Raw genomic sequence first — 21499 nt, forward strand, 5'->3', positions numbered from 1 at the left:
ACGCCTTCCGCTAGGGCGGGTGAGGGGTGGCGCTGAATCCGAATCGAGATCCCTAGGAGATCGTCGTGTCCGAAGTAAAGATCGCTTCCGAGCTGCGTGACCAGTTCGGCAAGGGCGCCGCTCGCAAGATCCGGCGCGCCAACCAGGTGCCCGTCGTCCTTTACGGGCACGGCACCGAGCCGCGTCACCTCACGATGCCCGGGCACGACCTGCTCCTCGCGCTCCGCACGCCCAACGTCCTCATCCGCATCGAGGGCGCGGTCAACGAGCTCGCTCTGCCCAAGGGCGTGCAGCGTGACCCGATCAAGGGCTTCCTGGAGCACGTCGACCTGATCCTGGTCCGCCGGGGCGAGAAGGTCACCATCGAGATGCCGGTCACCGTTTCCGGCGACGTCGTCAACGGCGCCATCCTCGACCAGCAGCTCGTGCAGATCTCGGTCGAGGCCGAGGCGACCAGCCTGCCGAGCGGCGTCGAGATCGACGTCGACGGCAAGGACGTCGGCTTCGCCGTCACCGCCGGTGACCTCGACCTGCCGAAGGGCACCACCCTCGCGGTCGAGCCCGACACGCTGGTGCTTCACGTCATCGCCGCGCCGACGGTCGAGCTGCCCGAAGAGGGCGAGGCCGCTGAGGCGCCCGCCGCCGAGGCCGCCGAAGAGGCCGCCGAGGGCGAGCCGGCCGCTGCCGCCGCCGAGTAAGGCGTTTCTGTAAGGTCCCCCACAGGGAGATCCTGTGGGGGACCTTTCCGTGTGAGGAGACATGCTGTGGACCGCTGGCTGATCGCCGGGCTGGGCAATCCCGGGCCCGAGTACGCCGGGAACCGGCACAACGCGGGCTTCATGGTGGCCGACGAGCTGGCCGCGCGGGTCGGCGGGCGGTTCAAGGCCCACCGCTCACGCGCGGAGGTGCTCGAAGGGCGGCTGGCGGGGGTGCCGGTGGTGCTGGCGAAGCCCATGACGTACATGAACCTGTCGGGCGGGCCGGTGAAGGCGCTGGCCGACTTCTACAAGACCGGGCTGAACCTCATCGTCGTCCACGATGAGCTCGACGTGCCCTATGGCGCGCTGCGGGCCAAGAAGGGCGGCGGCGACAACGGGCACAACGGGCTGAAGTCGATCACGAAGGCGATGACCGCCGAATACCTGCGGCTGCGGTTCGGCATCGGGCGGCCTCCGGGGCGCATGGACACGGCCGTCTACGTGCTGAAGGACTTCGCGACCGCCGAGCGCAAGGACCTGCCGTTCCTGGTCGACCGCGCGGCCGACATGGTCGAGTCGCTGATGGTCAACGGGCTGGAGCCGACCCAGAACAAGTTCCACGCCGCCGACCTCAACCCGGTCAAGCCGCCGCGCTAGCCCAGTCGGGCGTCCACGTGCCGGCCCGAGGCCTGACGGTGCCCAGATGGTCGCGCAGGTCGCCGAGCGCGGCGTGCGGGTTGTCGCGCCGCCAGATCAGCGAGTGGGGGTAGACCGGGGTCGGGTCCTGTACGGATATGCGGCGCAACCCCTGGTCGGCCGGCCAGACCAGCCGGGTCAGCTCGCCCACGAAGGTCGCCAGCGACGGCGAACCGGCGAGCGTGTCCAGCAGGGGATCGGTGCCGAAGTCGGGCCCGGTGACCTCGATGCCCAGCCCGAACGCGGCGGCGAGCGCGTCGTAGTAGGCGGCCCACTCGGTCCCGGCGACGATGCCCGGCATCCAGATCCGGTGCCCGGCCAGGTCGGCGGGGGTGACCGACGGGGCGTCGGCGAGCGGGTGGCCGGGCCCGGTCAGCAGTTGCACGGGCTCGTCGAAGACCCGCACGGCCCCGATGTCAGCCGAGAGCCGCGACCGGTCGACGGCCCGGAACGACGCGTCGATCGAGCCCGAGGTGAGCGCCTCGACGGCCGCGTCGGCGTCGAAGAGCGTCACCACGTCGAGTTCGACCTCGGGCCGCGCCCGGTGGAACCCGCCCAGCACCGACGCGGGCGCGAGCCGCCGGCCGATCACGTCGACCCGCAGCGCACGGTGGCCGGGCCGCACGCTGGCGATTGCCCGCTCCTCGGCCCGCAGCAGATCGCGGGCGTGGGGGAGGAACGCCTGCCCGTCGACGGTGAGCCGGGCGCCCCGTGCGGTCCGCGTGAACAACCGCACCCCGAGCGTGCGCTCCAGCGTGGCGATGCGCTTGGACACGGCCTGCTGGGTGATCGACAGGTCGTCGGCGGCGTCCTGGAATCGGCCCGCGTCGACGACCGCCACGAAGCTGCGCACGACGTCCAGATCCACCCCGGCAGGGTAGCGGCCACAACGTCCGGTTGTGCGGCGGGGCATCGATAGTTGTTTGAGCCGGTTCGCCCCGACCCGCTTCGATGCTCACCGTGGATCGGCGATTCAGGTGGGTGTGGGCGGCATACGCGGTGAGTGCCTATGGCACGTGGCTGGGGTTCGGGGCGTTTCCGCTGATCGCGGTGCTCGTGCTCGACGTCGGGCCGGCGCAGGTGTCGGCGTTGTCGGCCGCCGGGCTGGCCGTGGGGGCGGTGGTGGCGGTGCCGCTCGGGCCGTGGGTGGAGTTCCGGGGCAAGCGCCAGGTGATGGTCGCGGCGGACCTGATCCGGTTCGCGGCCCTCGCGAGCGTGCCGGTCGCGTTCGTGTTCGGGTGGCTGACCTTCGTGCAGCTCGTGGTGGTCTCGGTCGTCGCCGCGGCGGCGAAGATCGCCTTCAACGCCGCCTCCGGCGCCTACCTGAAGGGGCTGCTCTCGCCGCCGGAGCTGCTCGTCGCGAACGGGCGGCTGGAGTCGACGATGTGGTCGGCGAGCGTGGTCGGCCCGCCGCTCGGCGGGGCGGCGATCGGGGTGTTCGGGCCGGTGGTGACGGTGCTGGCCGACGCGGTCAGCTATCTGGTGTCGGCGTTGTGCGTCCGGGCGATCGGCGGCGGCGAGCCGCCCCCGGCGCGGCGCCCCGCGCGGCTGCGGCCGACCGACCTGCTCGACGGGTGGCGCGAGATCCTGGCCCACCGGGCGCTGCGGCGGCTGTTCTGCACCACGGTCCTTTTCAACGGCCTGCTGCTGGCCACCGAACCACTGCTGGCCGTCCTGCTGCTCGACCGGCTCGGCTTCACCCCGTGGCAGTACGGGCTGGTCTTCGCGCTCCCGTGCCTGGGCGGCCTGGCCGGGGCGAGGCTGGCGCGGCGATTGGTGGCCCGCTTCGGCCAGAGCCGGGTGCTGCGCGCCGCGGGCGTGTTGCGGACCTGCTGGCCCGTGTGGCTGGCGTTCGTGCAGCCGGGCGTGCCGGGGATCGTGCTGGTGATCGTCGTCCAGTTCGGGCTGGTCTTCTGCTGCGCGGTGTTCGCGCCGGTCCTGGCGACGTACCGGCTGGAGCGCATCACCCCCGACCGAGTCGCCCGGACGCTGACCGCCTGGTCGGTCACCGGCAGCCTCGCCATCGCCGCCCTCACCGCGATCTGGGGCCTGCTGGCAGCCGTCATCGGTCCCCGCGAAGCCGTCGCCGTGGCCGGGGTGCTCATCCTGTTCACCGGGTTGTCAGGGAAGCCCTGACGCACTAATTTGTCAGGACATCCCTGACGAAGAGGAGCGTCTCATGACAGTGGAAGCCCGCATCCGGTGTTCCTTCTGCGGGAAGCCCGACACCGAGGTCGAACGCATCGTCGCCGGTCCTGGCGTCTACATCTGCGACCAGTGCGTCAGTCTGGCCGTGACAGTTATCGAACAGAGCGCCGCCCTGGCCGAGGAGGGCGAGGCGAAGCCGAAGCTCCCGATGTGGAGCTCCCTGTCCGACGACGAGATGCTGAACCACATCCCCAGGGTCTCCGCGCATATCGACGCGACGGAGGCAGACCTGGTGGCCTGGGTCCGCGAACTCCGCCGCAGAGGCGTGACGTGGACGAAGATCGGCGAGTCGCTGGGCATCACCCGCCAGTCCGCCTGGGAACGCTTCTCCGGCGAAGAATAAAAACAGCCACGCCAGACGCGCGCTAACCACGCCTAGTCATGCCGTGCCCGAGCACGCCGGTGTCTGGACACACGCACCTTCGTGGTGATCTAGTGAAACGCCTTCTGACCTGGCCATTTAGCTCGCTTGAGAGCGTGGCCTAACCGTGACCTCGCGCCTCGGGTTCAGGATGCGAGGCCGGCCGTGCTCCAGCAGAGGGGATTGCTCGATGTCTGGGAGTGGCTTGGGCGCGTGTGCCACCCCTGCGCTGCTCCCGCTAGCTGCCCCCTCCGGGTCTATCGGGCGGAGGTCAGTCAAGGATGGCCTTGCGTGTACATCGCCCGGTGACCTTCCACGGTGACTGGTTGCCCTACGTGCAGGGCCGTCCTTGACGGAGCCCGGCTGACCCGGACAATCGGGCGGCGGGTGCAGAGCCTACGGCGTGCAGCCAGATCGGGATCTAGGGAACCAGCGACAACGCCTGGTCACGTAACCGTGCCGGGCGTCTCTCATGCTCGGGGACGTCACGCTCAAGCACGAACGGATAGACGGTGAGGCCGCACGGGAAGCGATCGGCGAGCTGGCGTACCTGTTGTCGGAGTGCGGGATCTATGACCTGCACGATAGCGGCGGCCCGGGACTGATGGAGATCCGGCGGTCGTCGGATGGGGAGCCTGGCGCGTGGGCGATGTACAGCGTCCTGAGCGGGCTGTACTTCGTGGGCGCGATCTCTGGCGCGGTCGGAGTCGCCTCGGATGTGTTCGAGGCGGCGGAACTGGTGCCGGGGTATGGGCCGGCGTCGTTGACGGCGGTGCGCTGGTCGCAGGAGTGGGTGGAGTTTCAGGCAGAGCTCCGCTTCTAGCGCGAACGGGTTGTACGGCGGTGAGCGATGAGGGTGCTCGGGGCGGGCTGAGACGGCCGCCGGGCCGGTGGCCTTTCCCTCGGGTACTTGGCAGCGGACCCGGAGAGGTGGGCTGTCGCGTGTGTCCCCCGCGCACGCGTCCGGTCCGGCGGTTCGAGGGCGGGGCGGGTTGTAGCGCGTCCGGCGTGCTCCCCGCCCTGCCTTTCCATAGCGATTTCACAGTGGTCACGGGATGGGAGGTGAGTCGGAGTGGTGGTGCCGTATGTGCTTGCGCGGTCTAAGGAACTGGTCACCGACCCGATTCGCTTCGTCTATTCGCGCGCTGTGTATGAGCTGGTGTACGCCCTGGTTGGCCGACGTTCCGATGTCGCGATGGGCGTGCTGCGGGCGCGGGTGAAGACCTCGGCTAGGGGCGAGGTGATGTGGCGGCTGGTCAACAGCATCCGGCAGTGGCGCTGTATGACAAAGAAACTGTGCCAGGTGTGCGGCGAGACGGCCGGGCGGGAAGGGGACGGCATCCCGTGGATCCTGACCCAAAGCGCGTTTCAAACGATGTCGTACCTGCCACCGGATTGCGGGGACACCAACTCCCCACCCACCTGCCGGGCCTGCTGGCCGGAGGCGTTGAAGCGATGCCCGGAGCTGAAATCTCATGCCCGCGTCGTGACGGTGCGGGAGGTGGAGCCAGTGGCGGTGCTGGGCGATGTGTACCGGCCGTCTTCCGGGCCTCACTGGCGGACGCCGGAGCTGGTGCAGGAACAGGCGTATGTCCCCTTGGATGAGTTCGCGCGGCTTCCCATGGTGCTGGCGACACAGCTTGTGTTGCTCCTGCACGGAATCCGGAACGTTGAACCGCCCCGCTTCGATATCAGGTCAGCGGCCGCTCGGGGGCGCACGGCTGGATCCCGGAAACCGGGTTGAGAGTCCTGGAGGGGTAAGCCGAATACGGAATTGAGTGAGCACTGGTGACCTGGTGCGACCTGCGGGAATCCCTATGTCTAGCTGCCAGTGCCCGCTCTGACCGGGTGGCTCTGATTTGCTTTTGTCCTTCGGGACGTGAGTGTTGGCGCGGGGGCTCTGGCGCTGCTGGGGTCGGGGTGCGCGGGGGCGTCCACCTGCTGGAGCCTCGCGGCTCACCGCTCCCGTGCCAGCCACGCCGTGAGCTCCTCTTTCTCCGCATCCAGGGTCGACCCCTCAAGGATCCGGAGCGCCTGCGCGCGGAGGGTCTCCACGCGGTGGGGCTCGGTCAGCACCATCAGGCTCACGGTGTCGTCCTCCCACCACGTGGCGCCGACGATGACCGAGCCGTCGGCCGAGGACAGGTCGAAGGCCGGATGGCCGCCACTCCCCAGAATCCGGGACCGCGAGCCTGCTCCGCCCAGGTCCCAGCCGGGTTCCAGTTCGACCAGCGCCCACACCAACTCCCACCAGCGAGGGTTGCGCCACGCGTCCGACTCCTCGCGGGCCTGGAAGAAGTCGGGGTCCTTTCCCTGGTCCATCGCGATCAGGAACCGCTCCCCCTCGGAGAACAGGCCGTGTTCGACCGCCGTGGCGTACCAGGCGCGGTTGAACGCGGCGGCCAGATCGGGGTCGTCGGCCTTGAAGATCTGGTCCCGCCTGCCGTCCTCGGGCCCGACCGTGGCGATCCGGGCGGCCATCTGGGGCGGCACCCCGGTGTACCGCCGGATTCCGATCAGCCGGACGCCGCAGGCCGCCAGGTCGCGGGCGACGAACTCCTCGTTCATCCCGGGAACGGGAGGCCACTGCGGGATCTCGACGCGGAGCGACGACCACATCTCCTCCATGGGGAGGACGAAGCCCCGAGCCATGTCGGGATCGTCGTCGGCGGACGCCGGGCCCAGCACGACGGAGAGCCGCCAGCCACGGTCGACGAGCGTCCGGAGCCTCGCCACGATGTCGGGGGCACAGCCGAGTATCTCGTCGCGCGGCACCTCCGGCACGCCGGTCAGCGCGACAGACCACACGGTGGACGTGCGCGGCTCGCCCGACGGCCCGATCTCGCCGGCCCGGAACGTCCGGTCGGGGGTGATCCCGATCAGGGCGGTGACCTCGTGCGGATCACCGTCGTCGCTAATGACACGTACGTAGTCGCGGAGCACCTGATCATCTTCGCCGAAGCGCGGTGAAAATGCGTTCGGCAGGGCTTCGCGGCACCGGATCGTGGCCCGGTGGTCATCCTTGAAGCCCAATCACTGACCAAGAGGTTCGGGGCGGTCCATGGCGTGAACGGTGTCAGCTTCACCGTCGGGCAGGGCGAGATCACCGGACTCCTCGGGCACAACGGCGCCGGGAAGCCCAAGCCGGTGTAATGGGTGGGAGCGCGGGATTCTGGACGAGCGCTTAGGTCCTCCTCATGCGTGCTGTGTCTCGTGCTTGGCCTCCCGGCCTTCGGCAATCAAGCGGCGCTCATGGGAACCCGGGGTGCGTCAGCACTGACGGAGCGCCGGGAGCGCAGCGACCAGAGCGGAGGAGGGAAGACGCCGGATCAAAAGCGCTCGGGCCGCGCGTGCGGAGCACGCGCCGTCAAACAAGCTGCGCGTGCGAAGCATCCCCCTTTCAAACCCTCCATTCCATGATGTTCTGGAACAGTTCTGCCTGTTCGATCGCGTCGTCCAAGGCGTGATGTGAGTGCGGATGCGTGGAACGTAGCTCTTTCGGCATCTGTCGTTTCGACGACCATGTGAGGGGAACACCCGCTTTCGCGGCATACAAGGTCTTGATGTCGAGCGCCCTGGAATGCCCGAACGGTGAATCCCCCGCGAAATTGATGAAATACCAGTACATCCACATCCAGTCGAAGGACAATGGAAACGCGACCAACACCGGAGTCGTCCCGTCGCATACCTTTCGCACCCACGCCGCCGCCGACTCCATCGCCTCTTTGGGGTCGCGGCCCTCACGAAGCAGCAGGTCACGGTCGAGGCCGCTGACCTCCAGCGCCGAGGGCACGAATTCGTCGCTGATCGGGCACAGTTCCGCGTAAAAGGTGGTCAGGGTCGGGTCGTGCCGGGTGAACTCGCGCCCGAGCCGCCGGCCCGCGACCGTCATCCCGAAACTCACCATGGAATATGGGCCGGGAATGGGGCCGTCCGCCTCGATGTCGACGGAAATGTACGTCTCGGCTTTCACTGAATTCTCCCAGGAGCTGGCGCTAGCATTCCTGCGGTCGGTAAACGTTCGGTAAAGGGGGCTTGTGGGTGACAGTCGTCGATCGGCCGAGAACGGCCGTGAAGCGCGTGGGTCCGGGGTGGGCGGCGCGATATCGGGCCACGGTGGTCGTCTCCGACATTCTGTGCGCCCTTCTCGCCGGTGGTGTGGCGGTCGTCGTCCGGTTCGGTGAGGTTACTCCCTACGTCGAGCCTTACGCGCTGTCAAGCGCGGCGTTGCCGTTCTTGTGGGTCGTCGTCGTAGGGCTGAGCCGGGCCTACGAACCGCGCTTCGCGGGGGTGGGGTCGGAGGAGTTCCGGCGGGTCGCGCGGGCCGGGGTGATGCTCACCGCCGCCGTCGCCGTGGTGGCGTACGCGACCAAGATCGACGTCGCACGGGGTTACGTTATCATCGCGTTACCACTGATGACCGTCTTAACACTGCTTGCCCGATATGCCCTGCGGCGCAGGTTGCACCGCAAACGGGCCAGGCTCCAGTGCATGCGGCGGGTCATCGCGGTGGGCCACCAGGGGTCGGTCGCCGACCTGGTGCGGCTCCTGCAGAAGGAGCGCTACCACGGCATGCACATCGTCGGGGCCTGTCTCCCCGACGAGGGCTCCTGCGCCGCGGACGTGGGCGTGCCGGTTCTCGGCGGGTTCTCCGACGTGCCGCTCGTGGTGGCGCAGGCCCAGGCCGACACGGTCGCGGTGCTCGCCTGTCCCGAGCTCGACGGTTCGGCGCTGCGGCGGCTGGCCTGGCGGCTGGAGAAGTCGCGCACCGACCTGGTGGTGGCCCCGGCGCTGATGGAGGTCGCGGGGCCGCGTACGACGATCAGGCCGGTGGCGGGCATGCCGCTGCTGCACGTCGAGCACCCCGAGCTGGCCGGCGGGCGGCGGCTCGTCAAGAACGTCTTCGACCGCGTCGTCGCGGGGCTCGGCCTGCTGCTGGTCTCCCCGTTGTTCCTGCTCATCGCGGTGGCCGTGCGTGTGACCAGCCCGGGGCCGGCGTTCTTCCGGCAGACCCGGGTCGGCAAGGACGGCCGCACGTTCACCATCGTCAAGTTCCGCACGATGGGCGTCGACGCCGAGAGCCGCAAGGTCGAGCTGGCCAGCGACATCGACGGCGTCCTGTTCAAGATCAAGCATGATCCCCGCGTCACCCGCGTCGGCGCCTTCCTCCGCCGTCACTCCCTCGACGAGCTGCCTCAGCTCGTGAACGTGGTCAAGGGCGACATGTCCCTCGTGGGCCCCCGTCCGCCGCTGCCGGAGGAGGTCGCCCGCTACGGCGACGACGTGCGGAGGCGACTTCTCGTCAGGCCCGGCATGACAGGGTTGTGGCAGGTCAGCGGCCGATCGGATCTGTCGTGGGAGGAAGCGGTACGGTTGGACCTGCGCTACATGGAAAACTGGTCACTCACCCTCGACCTCCAGATCATGTGGAAGACGTGGTCGGCCGTGGCACGCGGATCGGGAGCCTACTAACCAGTGATGACGATCAGAGACGATCACTCGCTCGCCGGAGACCTCGCGACGGAGGCAGGTGAGAAACTGCTCCGCCTGCGCGCCCAATACGGGTTCGACGACGCCAAGGCGCTGAAGGACGCGGGCGACCGCTCGTCCCACGACTTCCTCGTCGAATCGCTCGAACGGCTGCGCCCGAGCGACCACATCCTGTCCGAAGAGGGCGAGCGCACCAACCCCGCGCGGTTGTCGGCCAACCGGGTCTGGATCGTCGACCCCCTCGACGGCACCCGCGAGTTCTCCGAGGCCGGTCGCACCGACTGGGCCGTCCACGTGGCGTTGTGGGAAGAGGGCAGGCTCGCCGCCGGGGCCATCGCCCTCCCGGCCCAGGGCGCGACGCTGACCACGGCGAACCCGCCGAAGTTGCCGGCCGGCAACGGCCAGCGCCCCCGGATCGCGGTGTCCCGCACCCGCCCGCCCGAGTTCGTGCAGAAGCTCGCCTACCTGGTCGGGGCCGACCTCGTCCCCATCGGCAGCGCCGGCGCGAAGATCGCCGCAGTACTGACCGGTCAGGTCGAGGCATACGTCCACGCGGGTGGGCAGTATGAATGGGACTCGGCCGCCCCGGTGGCCGTGGCGCTGGCGGCCGGAGCCCACGCGAGCCGGATCGACGGGTCGGAACTGATCTACAACCAGGCCGACCCCTCACTGCCGGATATCCTGGTTTCCCTACCGGACTTGGCGCCGACGCTGCTCGCCGGGATCCGTGATCTTCACCAGTGACTCGATAAGGAACCGTTTTGCTTCAGCATGACTACACGACGTCACAGCTTGACGTCCTCGAAGCCGAGGCGATCCACATCATGCGTGAGGTCGCGGCCGAGTTCGAGCGGCCCTGTCTGCTCTTCTCCGGCGGCAAGGACTCGATCGTCATGCTGCGCATCGCGGAGAAGGCCTTCTGGCCGGCCCCGATCCCCTTCCCGCTCATGCACGTCGACACGGGCCACAACTTCCCCGAGGTGATCGACTACCGCGACCGGCGGTCGGCCGAACTGGGGGCGCGGCTGGTGGTGGCGTCCGTACAGGACTCGATCGACGCCGGCCGCGTGGTCGAGGAGACCGGGCGGCGCGCCTCGCGCAACCGGCTCCAGACCACCACCCTCCTCGACGCGATCGAGGAGCACGAGTTCGACGCCGTGTTCGGCGGCGCGCGCCGCGACGAGGAGAAGGCCCGCGCCAAGGAGCGGGTGTTCTCCTTCCGCGACGACTTCGGCCAGTGGGACCCGAAGAACCAGCGGCCCGAGCTCTGGAACCTCTACAACGCGAAGATCCGCAAGGGTGAGCACATCCGGGTCTTCCCGCTGTCCAACTGGACCGAGCTCGACGTGTGGGACTACATCCGCCGCGAGGGCATCGAGATCCCGTCGATCTACTTCGCGCACACCCGCCGCGTCTTCGAGCGCGACGGCATGCTGCTGCCCGACGCCGACGTGGTGCAGCGCGGCGACGACGAGCCGCTGTTCGAGTCGATGGTGCGTTATCGCACGGTCGGCGACATGACCTGCACCGGCGCCGTCTCGTCGAGCGCCGCGACGGTCGACGAGATCATCGCCGAGATCGCGGCCACCCGGATCACCGAGCGTGGCGCGACCCGCGCCGACGACCGCGCGTCCGAGGCCGCCATGGAGGACCGCAAGAAGGAAGGCTACTTCTAATGGACATCCTTCGTTTCGCGACGGCGGGCAGTGTCGACGACGGGAAGTCCACCCTCATCGGGCGGCTGCTGTTCGACTCCAAGGCGATCTTCGAAGACCAGCTTGAGGCGGTCGAGCGCACCAGCCGCGACCGGGGCACCGAATACACCGACCTGTCGCTGCTGACCGACGGCCTGCGCGCCGAGCGTGAGCAGGGCATCACGATCGACGTGGCCTACCGCTACTTCGCCACGCCGAAGCGGAAGTTCATCATCGCCGACACCCCGGGCCACATCCAGTACACCCGGAACATGGTGACCGGCGCCTCGACCGCCGACCTGGCCATCATCCTGATCGACGCCCGCAAGGGCGTGCTGGAGCAGTCGCGCCGCCACGCGTTCCTGACGACGCTGCTGCGGGTGCCCCACCTGGTGCTCGCGGTCAACAAGATGGACCTGGTCGACTACTCCGAGGAGCGGTTCGAGGAGATCCGCGAGGAGTTCACCCAGTTCGCGTCCAAGTTGAACGCGAGCGACCTGACCTTCATCCCGATCTCCGCCCTCCACGGCGACAACGTGGTCTCCCGCTCGGAGAGCATGCCCTGGTACCAGGGCCCGTCGTTGCTCCACCACCTGGAGCACGTCCACATCGCCTCCGACCGCAACCTGGTCGACGTGCGGTTCCCGGTCCAGTACGTCATCCGTCCCCACAAGACCGAGTTCCACGACTACCGCGGTTACGCGGGCCAGGTCGCGGGCGGCGTGCTGAAGCCGGGCGACGACGTCATGCACCTGCCCTCCGGCCTGACCACGAAGATCGCCTCGATCGACACCTTCGACGGGCCGGTCAGCGAGGCGTTCCCGCCCATGTCGGTGACCCTCCGGCTCGAAGACCACATCGACATCTCGCGCGGCGACATGATCTGCCGGCCGAACAACCAGCCGCAGGTCGCCCAGGAGATCGACGCGATGATCTGCTGGATGGCCGACACCACCAAGCTGAGCCCCCGGGCCAAGCTGACCATCAAGCACACCACCCGCACCGCCCGCGCGCTGGTGAAAGACCTCCACTACCGGCTCGACGTCAACACCCTCCACCGCGACGAGACCGCGACGAGCCTGTCGCTCAACGAGATCGGCCGGGTGTCGCTGCGCATCACCCAGCCGCTGTTCGTCGACGACTACGCCCGCAACCGGCAGACCGGCGGATTCATCCTGATCGACGAGGCCACCAACGGCACCGTCGGCGCGGGCATGATCCTCTGAGTTCAAACCGTCGGCTAGGTAGATCCTTGAGCGTTCGGTGAACGCTTAGTTACTCTCCGCTGTAGCGTCAGCACGTTCCGTATCCACTTCGGGGGTCGTGCACGTGTCTGACGCTCAGCCGATGATCTTTGTTGGAGGGCTGGGGCGCAGCGGGACGACGCTGCTGGAGCGCCTTCTGGGGGAGCTTCCCGGTGTCGCGCCGCTCGGCGAGGTCGTCCATCTGTGGCACCGAGGGGTGCACGCCGACGAGCCGTGCGGTTGCGGCCGGCCGTTCTCCCAGTGCCGGTTCTGGCACGAGGTCGGTGACCGCGCCTTCGGGGGCTGGCGGCCGGCCAAGGCCGACCGGCTGCTCGAACTGCGCCACAAGGTCGACCGCACCCGCCGCGTCCCGGTCTTCGTGCTGGGCCTGATCAGCCGCGAAGCCCAGCTCACCGAGTACGTCGCCGCGTATCACCGCATCTACGCGGCGGCGGCCGAGGTCGTCCGCGGTCAGGTCGTCGTCGACTCGAGCAAGCACGCTTCGCTGGCCTACTGCCTGTCGGCCATCCTCGACCTGACCGTCGTCCACGTCGTGCGCGATCCGCGTGCGGTGGCCGCGTCGTGGCGGCGCAAGGTGGCGCGGCCGGAAGACGGCCGGCCGATGGCCCGGTGGTCGCCGGCGCGCACCGCCGTCCACTGGTTCGTGCAGAACCTCGCCTACGAGGTGCTGCGCGGCAAGGGCGTGCCCATCGTCCGGGTCCACTACGAGGACCTCGTCGAGGAACCGGCCGACACGCTGCGTGTGCTGGCCGGCAAGCTCGGGCTGCCCGACGACCACGAGGCGCTCGCCTTCATCACCGGCCGCACCGCCCGGCTCGGCGTCGCCCACACCGTCTCCGGCAACCCGATGCGCTTCCACGTGGGCCGGGTGCGCTTCCGCGACCGGCGCCCTGACCTGCCCTTCCCCCATCGCTGGGCGGTCACCGCGCTGACGTTCCCCCTTCTTCTCTGGTACGGCTACCGCCTCAATTACTGACCTACCGATCGGAGGCAACGATGACCTCGACCGTCGGCGTCGTCATCCCCACCCGTGGTGACCGTCCCCTGCGAGCGACGATCGATGGCGTGCTCGCGAACCGCCCGGCCGCCGTCGTGGTCGTGGTCGACGGGGCGCCGTTAAATTCCGTCGACGACGACCGGGTGAAGGTGCTGCCCAACTGCCTGAGCCCGGGGCTGCCGGGGGCGCGCAACACCGGGATCGCGGCGCTCGGCACCGATCTGGTGGCCTTCTGCGACGACGACGACGTGTGGCTGCCCGGGAAGCTCGACGCCCAGGTCGGCCTGCTCCGGCGGACGGGGGCGGAGTTCGCGAGTTGCGGCATCGAGGTCGAATACGGCTCGCGCCGGGTGCCCCGGCTGGCGGGGGCCGCCGAGATCACCGCCGCCGACCTGACCCGGTCGCGCATGGCGATGGTGCACGCCTCCACCTACGTCTTCCGGCGTGGCGCCCTCTGGGTCGACGAGAGCGCGCCCGCGGGCCAGAACGAAGACTGGGACCTGGCGTTGCGCGCGGCCAAACGGCGGCCGATCGCCCACGTCGACCGGCCGCTCGTAAGGGTGCGGTGGGGCAGGTCCCACTTCGCCACCCGCTGGGCCGACCGCATCAGCGGGCTGGAGTGGATGCTGGCCCGGCACCCCGAGATCGCCGACGACGCCCGCGGCGCGGCCCGTGTCTACGGGCAACTGGCCTTCCACCACGCCGCGCTCGGGCGGCGCAAGGAGGCCCGGCGGTTCGCCGCGCTCGCCTTCCACTCGCGGCACCGGGAACCCCGGGCGGCGCTGGCGCTGGCCGTGGCGGCCGGGCTCGTCTCGGCTCCGGCCGTGCTGAGCGCGCTGCATACCCGCGGCCACGGAATCTGATGCGCACGCGCATCGTCGCGCCGCCCAAACGGCGGCGCGTCTCCGTGGGCGGGGTGGTCATCGACCGGCTGACCGAGATCGAGGTGGTCGACCGGGTGATCGGGGCGATCCGGCGCGGGTCGGGCGGGCATCTGGTGACGCCCAACGTGGACATCTGCCGGGCGTGCGCGCGTGACCCCGCGCTGCGCGCGCTGGTGCTGCGGGCCTCCATCGCGGTGGCCGACGGGATGCCGCTGGTGTGGGCGGCCCGGCTGCTCGGCAAACCGGTGCCGGCCCGGATCACCGGGGCCGACCTGATCTGGTCGCTCTCCGAGGCGGCCGCCTTCTACCGGGTGCCCATCTACCTGCTAGGCGGGCCGCCCGGGGTGGGCGACCGGGCCGCCCGCGCGTTGTGCGAGCGCTATCCCGGGTTGTCGATCGCCGGGGTCGACGCGCCGCCGTGTGGTTTCGAGGAGGACGCCGAGCAGTTCGCCGCCGTGCGCGACGCGCTTACCTCGGCGCGTCCGCTGCTGGTGTTCGTCGGGCTCGGGTTCCCGAAGCAGGACCTGCTCATCGAGCGGCTGCGGGGCGACCTGCCCGAGGCGTGGTTCGTCGGCTGCGGGTCGGCCATCGCGTTCGCCGGGGGCGCCGTGGCGCGGGCGCCCGTCTGGATGCGCGATCGGGGGCTGGAGTGGCTGTTCCGGCTGCTCAGCGAGCCGTCGCGGCTGGCCCGTCGTTATCTGGTCGACGACCTGCCGTTCGCGGTGCGGCTGCTGACCGTGTGCGCGGTGCGGCGGCTCTTCACCTGAGGGTCAACCGGCTGACCCTCTCGGCGTCGGCGGCGGACAGGCGCGACCTGGCCGCCGCCGTTCTGCTGTCGGTGGGGCGGAAGGCCGTCTTCGAGGCGCCCCGCCAGGCGAAGCCCGCCTCCTGGGCCGGGCCGGTGCACGACCGGGTGATCGTGGCGGCCGACCGGTCGGTCCAGGGGATGCCGCACCATTCGTACAGGCTCCGGAAGCCGAAGTGCGGATCGGCGGCCAGCGCCTCATAACCGACCACGCGGATGTTGGGGTGGCGCATCCGGAGGACCGACTCGTGCGCCGCCTTCCACAGGGCCGCCGCCTTCGCCAGCCGGTCGGGCGGCGTGCGCGCCAGCGCCGACAGGTGGGGGTGGTCACGCAGGAGGAGGGGCTGGGCGAGCAGGTCGGCCGGGTTCGCGGTCCAGCCGAGGTGCTCCCAGCTCCCGACGAAGGTGACCGGATCGCGGACGAGGATCACCACCCGGCAGTCGAGCCGGTCGGCGAACCACTCGGCCGACCAGAGGGCGAACGGGTCGTCGAGGAGGGCCTTGCGGCCGGTCAGACGGCCGTAGGCGAACGATGTCGCATATTTCAGGAAACGGGCGGGCGACGGGGGCCAGGGGAGTTCGGCGTGCCAGCGGAACCTCAGTCGCAGCGTGTCCTGGAACGGCTTGAGCCAGGCCGCCTCGTTGTCGCGGCAGATGTACTGGAACCGGTGCTCGACCTCGGCGTTCAGCACGCCACGGTAGGGCCGTTCGGGGTTGAGCGGCTCGTTGACGTACACGAGCTCGCCCGAGGCGCAGAGCATGCGGCCGGCCCACGAGGTGCCGCTGCGGGGCAGCCCGGTGACGAGGATCATGCCGTCGCCCTGGCGACCTGGGCGAGCGGCAGCAGGTTCTTCACGAGCATCCCTCCCGCCCAGCCGAGCGCCGCGCCGAACGCGCCGTAGGCCGGGACCAGCAGCAGATCGAGCCCGACCGTGACGGCCAGCGCGGCGGCGACGTTGCCGAGACTGGCCCTGGTCCGGCCGGAGGCGATCACGACCACGTCGGCCATGCCGCAGGCGGCGGCGACCATCATCGTGACCGCGAGCACGACCGCGACGTCGGCCGCATGGGCGTAACCGTCGCCGAAGACCTGGAGGATCTGCGGTGCGAACAGGGCGTACCCGATCCAGAACGGCCAGGTCAGGGCCATCTGGGTGCGGGCCGCCCGCCGATGGAGGGCGCGCGCCGCCCGCGCCTCTCCCTGGGCGAACTTCCTGACCAGCTCGGCCTGTACGCCCTGCGCCAGGCCCTGCCCCACGAGCTGCCCGACCACCTTGAAGCGGGTCGCGGCGACATAGAACGCCGCCTCGGCGGGCCCGGCGAGCAGTGCGACGATCACGACGTCGAGCCGCTGGAAGACGGCCTGGAGCGCGGCGGCGAGCGACCGGGGTGAGGTGTGACTCCAGAACTCGCGCCACGACACCCGGGTGCCGGTGCCCCGCAACCTGAGGGCGGCGAGCACGACCACCGGAACCGCCGGGATGCCCCAGGCGACGACGAGCCAGGGGGCGGAGAGCCCGGCCGCCAGCGCGCCGCCCACGAGAAGGAGCTGACCGACCGGTTGGACCAGCCCGCTGAGCAGCAGCGTCTCCCGCATCCCTCCAGCGCCGCGGGTGGCGGCCACCAGAACGTCGGCCACCACGACGAAGGGCAACACGAGGGCGAGCGCGGGCTCGGCGCCGGTCAGGACGACGGAGGCGACGAGCGCTCCGGCGACCACGGGAACCAGCGCCACCGCCAGCAGTGGCCGGCCGGCCGTAGTCGCTGAATTTCCGGATGGGTCCTTGTCCGGAGATGTCACGGGCAATCCGCCGGTCGTGCGCCGGAAAGCGACGAGGGCCTGCGCCGTGGCTCGGTGGCCACTGATCGTCGTGGTTCGGTCGGCGACGGCAGCGTGCTGATCCCGATCGCCGACCTTGTGGCGGGCGGTCGTGAGGTCGCTGAACGGCTCTTCGTGAGGCCCGCGGGCGCGGAAGTAGATCAGGCCGTTGCCGGTGTCGAGGCGTAACACCCCCGCCAGCATCAGGCCCAGCGCCGTCGTGGTGAAGAACGCGCCCGCGTCCGCCGGGGGCAGCGTGCGGGTGATCAGCAGGGTGACGGCGAACTGGGCGGCCGCGCTGGTTCCGGCTCCCGCCAGTCCCGCCACCGACCTCAGGCGCGCCATGAAGGGGTCGCGTCGAGCCACGACAGCAGCAGGGCGTCCCACGGCAGGAAGTGCTCCGACAGGCGGCTGCGCAGGTCGCGGGGGATCGGCGCGTAGGTCCGGGAGTTGTGCCGGTCGAAGACCGGGTCGGCCGCCGGAGGGAGCCCGAGGAAGGAGAGCAGGTCGTCGTAGACGGGCATGGGGTCGGCGAAGAAGCGGCCGCTGTCGATCACCTTGACGCGGTCGCGCGGGATCAGCGGTTCGAGGCGGGCGAGCTGCTCGGCGTAGCGGCCCCGGGCCAGGTAGGCGTGGTGGCGGTGGGCGTGGCTCGCCGACAGCGGGGCCGCGCACAACCGGGCGCTCTCCCCGGCCAGGCGTTCGGGCTCCAGCTCGACGGCGCGGGCGAACGAGGGCTCCGACTCGAAGCCGCGGGCCAGTTCGTGCGCGTGGGCCGAAATGGCACGTTCCACCGGATCCCGGACCAGCACGACCAGCTTCACGTCGGGCAGGTCCCAGGCGATCCTCGGCCCGGCCAGCGGGTGGAACAGGTAGTAGGGGGACGACTCGAACGCCAGCATGCCGGTCCGCCGCAGCGGGAAGTGCGCCCGGTACCAGGCCAGGCCCCGGCCGTAGGCCATGTCGAAGTAGTGCACGCCCTTGCGCAGCACCGGCTTGGCCACCATCGGGTGTTGCGACAAGGCCCGGTAGAGCGAGGTCGTGCCGCAGCGCTGCGCACCGACGATGAGGAACGACGGGAGCATGCGGGCGCCCCCCGTGAGCCGCCCCGCCGTGATCGACACGGCGTGGGCGGTCGTCTTGAGGGCGTTCACGTCAGGGGTTCCAACCCGTCGACGGCGGGGTTCAGCCACCGCGCGGGTGAACCCAGCGGCTCGTGGCCGTCGGCGCGGTGCCGTTCGGCGAGGGTCATCAGGTAGGCGGCGGCGGTCACCCGCGCCTCTTCGTAGGAGATCCCGTAGGGCTCCAGCAGCCGCCCCGACTGCGCCACGCACGCCTTCGCCGCCGAGGCCGGGCGCATGCGCCGCAGGGCCGTCTGGAAGAAGTAGTGCAGCGTGTCGAAGCCCGCCGGCACGCCGGTGCCGAACCGCTCCCAGTCCCAGACCAGCAGCCGGTCGCCCATCGGGGCGACGTTCCACGGCGAGAAGTCGCCGTGCCAGGCGCCCTTGCCGAGCGCGGCGATCTCCTGCGCGGCGGCGGCGAGCAGGTCGGCCGACGGGCGGCCCTTCGTGACCGGGAGGGGCGTCAGAACGAGCACGTCGAGGTCGCGCCACATCCCGTGGTGCAGCACCTTGGGCGCGACGACGACGTCGAACGGGTGGCGGGCGATGGCGCGCAGCGTGTCGGCCTCGTGGCGGATCAGGTCTCTGGTGTGCGGCTGGTCGCCGATCTTCACGAAGGCCAGGAGGCCGGCGTCGCCGTACAGCTCCAGGATGGGTTTGCGGTTCGCGCGGCGGGCGGGGCGGACGTGCAGCGTGGCCCGCACCCGGCGGCCGAGCACGTCGCCGAGGTGGGTCTCGATCGTGTCGGGCCCGTCGGGGACCAGCACCCGCCCGCCGACATGCCATGGCGCGCGCGGCACCAGCCGCCGGGGGACGAGCCGGCTCGGCACCAGAGTCCGGGCCGAAGAAGTGGTGGACGGCGGGAACAGCAAGGAGATCACCTCATCCAGGTAGCGCAGACGTATGCGGAAGTCCTTCACGTCGCGTTCCGCCACAGGACCGCGAACGAGATCAGATAGAGGGTCAGGGCACTGACGAGGCCGTCGTAGATGAACATGTAGAAGAGGACGAGGAGCATGACCAGGCTCCCCGCCTGCCCGATCGGCGACCGATCATGCCAGTGCCGCCTGACCGCGCCCGCGAAGAAGGCGACGTAGAGCGCCGCCCCGGTGAACCCCTGGGTGATGAGCAGCAGCCAGAGCTGCCCGTCGGAGCCCAGCGGCGGATGCCCGCACGACCGGCACCAGTCGGTCCGGCCGGTGGTGACGGTGCGGTGGTTGCCGAACGCGTTGCGGGTGTTGCCGTAGCCGATGACCGGCGACGTGGCGGCGACCTCGACCGTGGTGGCGACCGTGAAGGCGCGGATGTCGTTGGAGTGGGGCCGGTCGACCCGCGCGGCCACCACCTGGCCCAGCGGCGAGAACACGAAGGCCGCCGCGGTCACGGCCGCGAGGGTCAGCAGGGCCGCCCGGTTCCGGTTCCTGACGATCAGGTACGCGATCCCGATGGCGATCGCGGCCCAGAGCCCCCGGTTGAGGGAGTGCACGATCGGCACCGCCGCCACCACGATGACGCCCGCCGCCACCGTCTTCCGCACCGGCCCGCCGTAGACCCACCAGCCGACCACGAACCAGACCAGCAGGATCGAGACGTTGCCGCCCCAGGCGTTGGCCCACTCGAACGGCGCCTCCGGCCGGGGGGCCGGGTGCCCGAGGACGTACTGGATCTGCGCGGCGGTCGGGTGGACGAGGTTGGTGACGAAGGCGTGGTCGGGGAGCAGGTGCTCCATCGGCGCGGTGAACTCGAACCGCGGCGCGAGGACCCCGAGCACGCCACCGGCCACGGCTGTCAGGAACAGGATCCCGAGCATCCTGACGAGGGCGAGCTGGGGGAGCTCCTCCTTGGTGAGGTTGCCCAGGTAGAGCACGACGACGAAGAGCGCGACGTAGACGGTGAGCCGCATGGTCCAGCCGACGACCCGGCCCATCCCGAACTCGCCGTAGGTCCCGGCGGGCGTCGCGTCGAGCATGACCGCGCTGATGAGATAACCGACGATGAGCAGCGCCCACAGGCCCATGCCCCGGGGGATCCGGATCGGCCGCCGCAACCACAACACGACGGCCATGGGCACGGCGACGACCACGATGGACAACCCGCCGAACCCGAGGGCCCACCAGACGGGGTAACCCACGAGGAACGCCGCGATCGGCCACGCGGCGGGCGCCGACCGCCAGGTCACAGCAGGTCTCGGCGCTGTTGGGGAATGTCCACCGTCGGGGGCTGCTGCGACCGCAACGCGTCGACCGCGAGTGTCCCCGGGGCGCCCGCCGGGTCGACCGCGATCACGCCCAGGACGTCGACGCCGCGCCGCTTCAGCGACTTGGCCGCGCGGATGACCCACGGCGCGCGGATGCGCCCCAGGGCCACGGCCAGCACTGCCGCGTCGGTCGGCCCGGCCGTGACCAGGAGGATGCCGCCGCCCGGCGGGAAACCCTCCTCCAGCGTCCACGCCACGTGGGCCGGTTCGACGCCCAGGCCCTCGACCAGCACGCTCCGGTGCCCGGCCGCCGTCACCACCGCGGCGAACTCCTCGCCCTGGGGAAGCAGGGCGAGGTTCGTCAGGCGTTCGACGTCGGCCGGGGTGCGGAGGCGGAGATCGGAGCGGTCCCGGGCGAAGGCCGCTCCCACGCCGAGCAGGATGCCGGCGAAGAGGCCGCCGCCCACGTACAGGGCGGGGCGCGGTTCGCTGGCCGTCTCCGGGGGAGACGCGGGGGTGATCACGGTCCCGGGGGTGACCGCGGTGGTCTTCAGGACGTCGTACCGGAGTGTGAGGGCCGTCGCCTGACGGGTCAGCACGGTCTGCTGGTGGGCGGCCAGGGCACGTTGCGGGCTGCCCTTGGGGTGCCGGGACATCGTCACCAGCGCGGTGCTGAGCTGGCTGTTGACCAGGCGGAGCTTGGCCAGGACGGCGCGCTTCTGCTCGGTCAGCAGCGCCTCGGCCGAAGCCCGGCGGTGGGCCAGGTAGGCGTCGGCGAAGGCCTGCGCGCCCTTGGCGGCCCCGGCGGCGTCGGGCCAGGTGAACGAAATCCGAAGAATTCCCGAATTGGGTGGCACATCAACGGAAACCTGCCTCCGAAGGTCCTCGGGGTCGCCTCCGATAACGCGTGACGCATTCGTCGCCACGACGGATGATTGTGCGATCTGCGCCTCGGTGTCGAGATTGAGAGCTTCGCGCTGCCGGGCGGTCACCACGTTCTGCGGCTCCCCGAGCCCGGTCGGGGCCACCTGCACGTCGGCCACCCCGAGGTAGGCCGCCGGGGCGCGCCACAGCAGCCCGACGCCGCCCATGACGCCCATAAACAGGCAGGTCAAGGCGACGATCCAGCGGCGGCGGAACACGGAGCCGTACTCCGCGAGATCCCGGCTGTGCGGCGGTGGCAGGCTCATGTCGGTCTCCGATGGGGGTGAAGCGACTACGAACCCTAGCCGGGTGCGGTGATTACCCCGGTGCTAATTACAGA

The 21499-nt window shown here is 70.3% G+C and carries 23 protein-coding genes; 14 read left to right on the forward strand and 9 right to left on the reverse strand.

Annotated elements, in window-relative coordinates:
• The first annotated feature begins 65 nt into the window (after positions 1-65).
• Both GT755_RS33715 and pth read left to right on the forward strand, forming a co-directional pair.
• Positions 66-698, forward strand: coding sequence for a 50S ribosomal protein L25/general stress protein Ctc (locus tag GT755_RS33715; RefSeq protein WP_161483611.1), 633 nt, complete (start codon positions 66-68; stop codon positions 696-698).
• Between the two features lie 66 nt (positions 699-764).
• Positions 765-1355 (forward strand): aminoacyl-tRNA hydrolase, encoded by a 591-nt coding sequence (gene pth, locus GT755_RS33720; RefSeq protein ID WP_161483612.1) that lies wholly within the window; start codon positions 765-767, stop codon positions 1353-1355.
• On the opposite strand, the gene GT755_RS33725 is transcribed toward pth, so the two are convergent.
• Positions 1339-2262, reverse strand: coding sequence for a LysR family transcriptional regulator (locus GT755_RS33725; protein ID WP_161483613.1), 924 nt, complete (start codon positions 2260-2262; stop codon positions 1339-1341). The two genes, pth and GT755_RS33725, sit on opposite strands and share 17 nt — an antisense overlap.
• A gap of 83 nt (positions 2263-2345) precedes the next feature.
• Here GT755_RS33725 and GT755_RS33730 point away from each other — a divergent pair, with 83 nt between their 5' ends.
• The 4 genes from GT755_RS33730 to GT755_RS33745 all read left to right on the forward strand — a co-directional run bounded on the left by GT755_RS33730 (position 2346) and on the right by GT755_RS33745 (position 5707).
• Positions 2346-3530 carry an MFS transporter gene (locus GT755_RS33730; protein ID WP_161483614.1) on the forward strand — a complete coding sequence of 395 codons (1185 nt, stop codon included), beginning with the start codon at positions 2346-2348 and terminating at the stop codon, positions 3528-3530.
• A gap of 43 nt (positions 3531-3573) precedes the next feature.
• The gene (locus GT755_RS33735) at positions 3574-3945 is read left to right on the forward strand and encodes a ClpX C4-type zinc finger protein (protein WP_161483615.1); all 372 of its coding nucleotides are present in this window, start codon (positions 3574-3576) and stop codon (positions 3943-3945) included.
• A gap of 490 nt (positions 3946-4435) precedes the next feature.
• Positions 4436-4786, forward strand: a complete 351-nt coding sequence (locus GT755_RS33740; RefSeq protein WP_161483616.1) for a hypothetical protein — start codon at positions 4436-4438, stop codon at positions 4784-4786.
• 249 nt (positions 4787-5035) lie between these two features.
• The gene (locus GT755_RS33745) at positions 5036-5707 is read left to right on the forward strand and encodes a hypothetical protein (RefSeq protein ID WP_161483617.1); all 672 of its coding nucleotides are present in this window, start codon (positions 5036-5038) and stop codon (positions 5705-5707) included.
• Between the two features lie 212 nt (positions 5708-5919).
• On the opposite strand, the gene GT755_RS33750 is transcribed toward GT755_RS33745, so the two are convergent.
• Positions 5920-6906: a DUF4279 domain-containing protein gene (locus GT755_RS33750; protein WP_161483618.1), complete on the reverse strand. Its 987-nt coding sequence runs from the start codon at positions 6904-6906 to the stop codon at positions 5920-5922.
• Between the two features lie 69 nt (positions 6907-6975).
• On the opposite strand from GT755_RS33750, the gene GT755_RS33755 reads away from it, so the two are divergent.
• Positions 6976-7116, forward strand: a complete 141-nt coding sequence (locus tag GT755_RS33755; protein ID WP_202610822.1) for an ATP-binding cassette domain-containing protein — start codon at positions 6976-6978, stop codon at positions 7114-7116.
• A 247-nt stretch (positions 7117-7363) separates the two neighbouring features.
• Here GT755_RS33755 and GT755_RS33760 read toward each other — a convergent pair whose 3' ends face one another.
• Positions 7364-7936: a 3'-5' exoribonuclease domain-containing protein gene (locus tag GT755_RS33760; protein WP_161483619.1), complete on the reverse strand. Its 573-nt coding sequence runs from the start codon at positions 7934-7936 to the stop codon at positions 7364-7366.
• 68 nt (positions 7937-8004) lie between these two features.
• On the opposite strand from GT755_RS33760, the gene GT755_RS33765 reads away from it, so the two are divergent.
• From GT755_RS33765 to GT755_RS33795, 7 genes are all read left to right on the forward strand, one after another.
• Positions 8005-9435: a sugar transferase gene (locus GT755_RS33765; protein ID WP_407929443.1), complete on the forward strand. Its 1431-nt coding sequence runs from the start codon at positions 8005-8007 to the stop codon at positions 9433-9435.
• Positions 9436-9441: 6 nt separating this feature from the next.
• Positions 9442-10197: a 3'(2'),5'-bisphosphate nucleotidase CysQ gene (locus tag GT755_RS33770; RefSeq protein WP_202610823.1), complete on the forward strand. Its 756-nt coding sequence runs from the start codon at positions 9442-9444 to the stop codon at positions 10195-10197.
• 17 nt (positions 10198-10214) lie between these two features.
• Positions 10215-11129 carry a sulfate adenylyltransferase subunit CysD gene (gene cysD / locus GT755_RS33775; RefSeq protein WP_137247626.1) on the forward strand — a complete coding sequence of 305 codons (915 nt, stop codon included), beginning with the start codon at positions 10215-10217 and terminating at the stop codon, positions 11127-11129.
• Positions 11129-12373 (forward strand): sulfate adenylyltransferase subunit CysN, encoded by a 1245-nt coding sequence (gene cysN / locus GT755_RS33780; RefSeq protein ID WP_161483622.1) that lies wholly within the window; start codon positions 11129-11131, stop codon positions 12371-12373. Before cysD ends, cysN begins: the two co-directional genes overlap by 1 nt.
• Before the next feature lie 121 nt (positions 12374-12494).
• Complete coding sequence (locus tag GT755_RS33785) at positions 12495-13388, forward strand: sulfotransferase family protein (RefSeq protein WP_030451977.1); 894 nt, start codon at positions 12495-12497, stop codon at positions 13386-13388.
• A gap of 20 nt (positions 13389-13408) precedes the next feature.
• Positions 13409-14272 carry a glycosyltransferase family 2 protein gene (locus GT755_RS33790; protein WP_161483623.1) on the forward strand — a complete coding sequence of 288 codons (864 nt, stop codon included), beginning with the start codon at positions 13409-13411 and terminating at the stop codon, positions 14270-14272.
• Positions 14272-15060: a WecB/TagA/CpsF family glycosyltransferase gene (locus GT755_RS33795; protein ID WP_161483624.1), complete on the forward strand. Its 789-nt coding sequence runs from the start codon at positions 14272-14274 to the stop codon at positions 15058-15060. The genes GT755_RS33790 and GT755_RS33795 overlap by 1 nt, the downstream gene beginning before the upstream one ends.
• Here the strand turns inward: GT755_RS33795 and GT755_RS33800 are convergent.
• Genes GT755_RS33800 through GT755_RS33825 form a run of 6 tightly spaced genes read right to left on the reverse strand, consistent with a single transcriptional unit; the run spans position 15053 to position 21425 of the window.
• Positions 15053-15910: a sulfotransferase gene (locus GT755_RS33800; RefSeq protein ID WP_161483625.1), complete on the reverse strand. Its 858-nt coding sequence runs from the start codon at positions 15908-15910 to the stop codon at positions 15053-15055. The two genes, GT755_RS33795 and GT755_RS33800, sit on opposite strands and share 8 nt — an antisense overlap.
• Positions 15907-17262 carry a lipopolysaccharide biosynthesis protein gene (locus GT755_RS33805; RefSeq protein ID WP_161483626.1) on the reverse strand — a complete coding sequence of 452 codons (1356 nt, stop codon included), beginning with the start codon at positions 17260-17262 and terminating at the stop codon, positions 15907-15909. Before GT755_RS33805 ends, GT755_RS33800 begins: the two co-directional genes overlap by 4 nt.
• Positions 17250-18071 (reverse strand): sulfotransferase domain-containing protein, encoded by an 822-nt coding sequence (locus GT755_RS33810; protein WP_328794709.1) that lies wholly within the window; start codon positions 18069-18071, stop codon positions 17250-17252. Before GT755_RS33810 ends, GT755_RS33805 begins: the two co-directional genes overlap by 13 nt.
• The gene (locus tag GT755_RS33815; protein ID WP_161483627.1) at positions 18068-18958 is read right to left on the reverse strand and encodes a fructosamine kinase family protein; all 891 of its coding nucleotides are present in this window, start codon (positions 18956-18958) and stop codon (positions 18068-18070) included. Before GT755_RS33815 ends, GT755_RS33810 begins: the two co-directional genes overlap by 4 nt.
• Complete coding sequence (locus tag GT755_RS33820; protein WP_161483628.1) at positions 18955-20217, reverse strand: hypothetical protein; 1263 nt, start codon at positions 20215-20217, stop codon at positions 18955-18957. The genes GT755_RS33815 and GT755_RS33820 overlap by 4 nt, the downstream gene beginning before the upstream one ends.
• Positions 20214-21425: a YveK family protein gene (locus GT755_RS33825; RefSeq protein WP_161483629.1), complete on the reverse strand. Its 1212-nt coding sequence runs from the start codon at positions 21423-21425 to the stop codon at positions 20214-20216. Before GT755_RS33825 ends, GT755_RS33820 begins: the two co-directional genes overlap by 4 nt.
• Positions 21426-21499: the final 74 nt, after the last annotated feature.

It is taken from the genome of Herbidospora solisilvae, assembly GCF_009901565.1.
Lineage (GTDB): Bacteria > Actinomycetota > Actinomycetes > Streptosporangiales > Streptosporangiaceae > Herbidospora > Herbidospora solisilvae.

Bases quoted from the DNA above. Each gene is read 5' to 3' on its own strand.
- GT755_RS33730 (WP_161483614.1), top strand. From the start codon at position 2,346: ATGCTCACCGTGGATCGGCGATTCAGGTGGGTGTGGGCGGCATACGCG.
- GT755_RS33735 (WP_161483615.1), top strand. From the start codon at position 3,574: ATGACAGTGGAAGCCCGCATCCGGTGTTCCTTCTGCGGGAAGCCCGAC.
- GT755_RS33740 (WP_161483616.1), top strand. From the start codon at position 4,436: ATGCTCGGGGACGTCACGCTCAAGCACGAACGGATAGACGGTGAGGCC.
- GT755_RS33770 (WP_202610823.1), top strand. From the start codon at position 9,442: ATGACGATCAGAGACGATCACTCGCTCGCCGGAGACCTCGCGACGGAG.
- cysN (WP_161483622.1), top strand. From the start codon at position 11,129: ATGGACATCCTTCGTTTCGCGACGGCGGGCAGTGTCGACGACGGGAAG.
- GT755_RS33785 (WP_030451977.1), top strand. From the start codon at position 12,495: ATGATCTTTGTTGGAGGGCTGGGGCGCAGCGGGACGACGCTGCTGGAG.
- GT755_RS33790 (WP_161483623.1), top strand. From the start codon at position 13,409: ATGACCTCGACCGTCGGCGTCGTCATCCCCACCCGTGGTGACCGTCCC.
- GT755_RS33795 (WP_161483624.1), top strand. From the start codon at position 14,272: ATGCGCACGCGCATCGTCGCGCCGCCCAAACGGCGGCGCGTCTCCGTG.
- GT755_RS33800 (WP_161483625.1), bottom strand. From the start codon at position 15,910: ATGATCCTCGTCACCGGGCTGCCCCGCAGCGGCACCTCGTGGGCCGGC.
- GT755_RS33805 (WP_161483626.1), bottom strand. From the start codon at position 17,262: ATGGCGCGCCTGAGGTCGGTGGCGGGACTGGCGGGAGCCGGAACCAGC.
- GT755_RS33825 (WP_161483629.1), bottom strand. From the start codon at position 21,425: ATGAGCCTGCCACCGCCGCACAGCCGGGATCTCGCGGAGTACGGCTCC.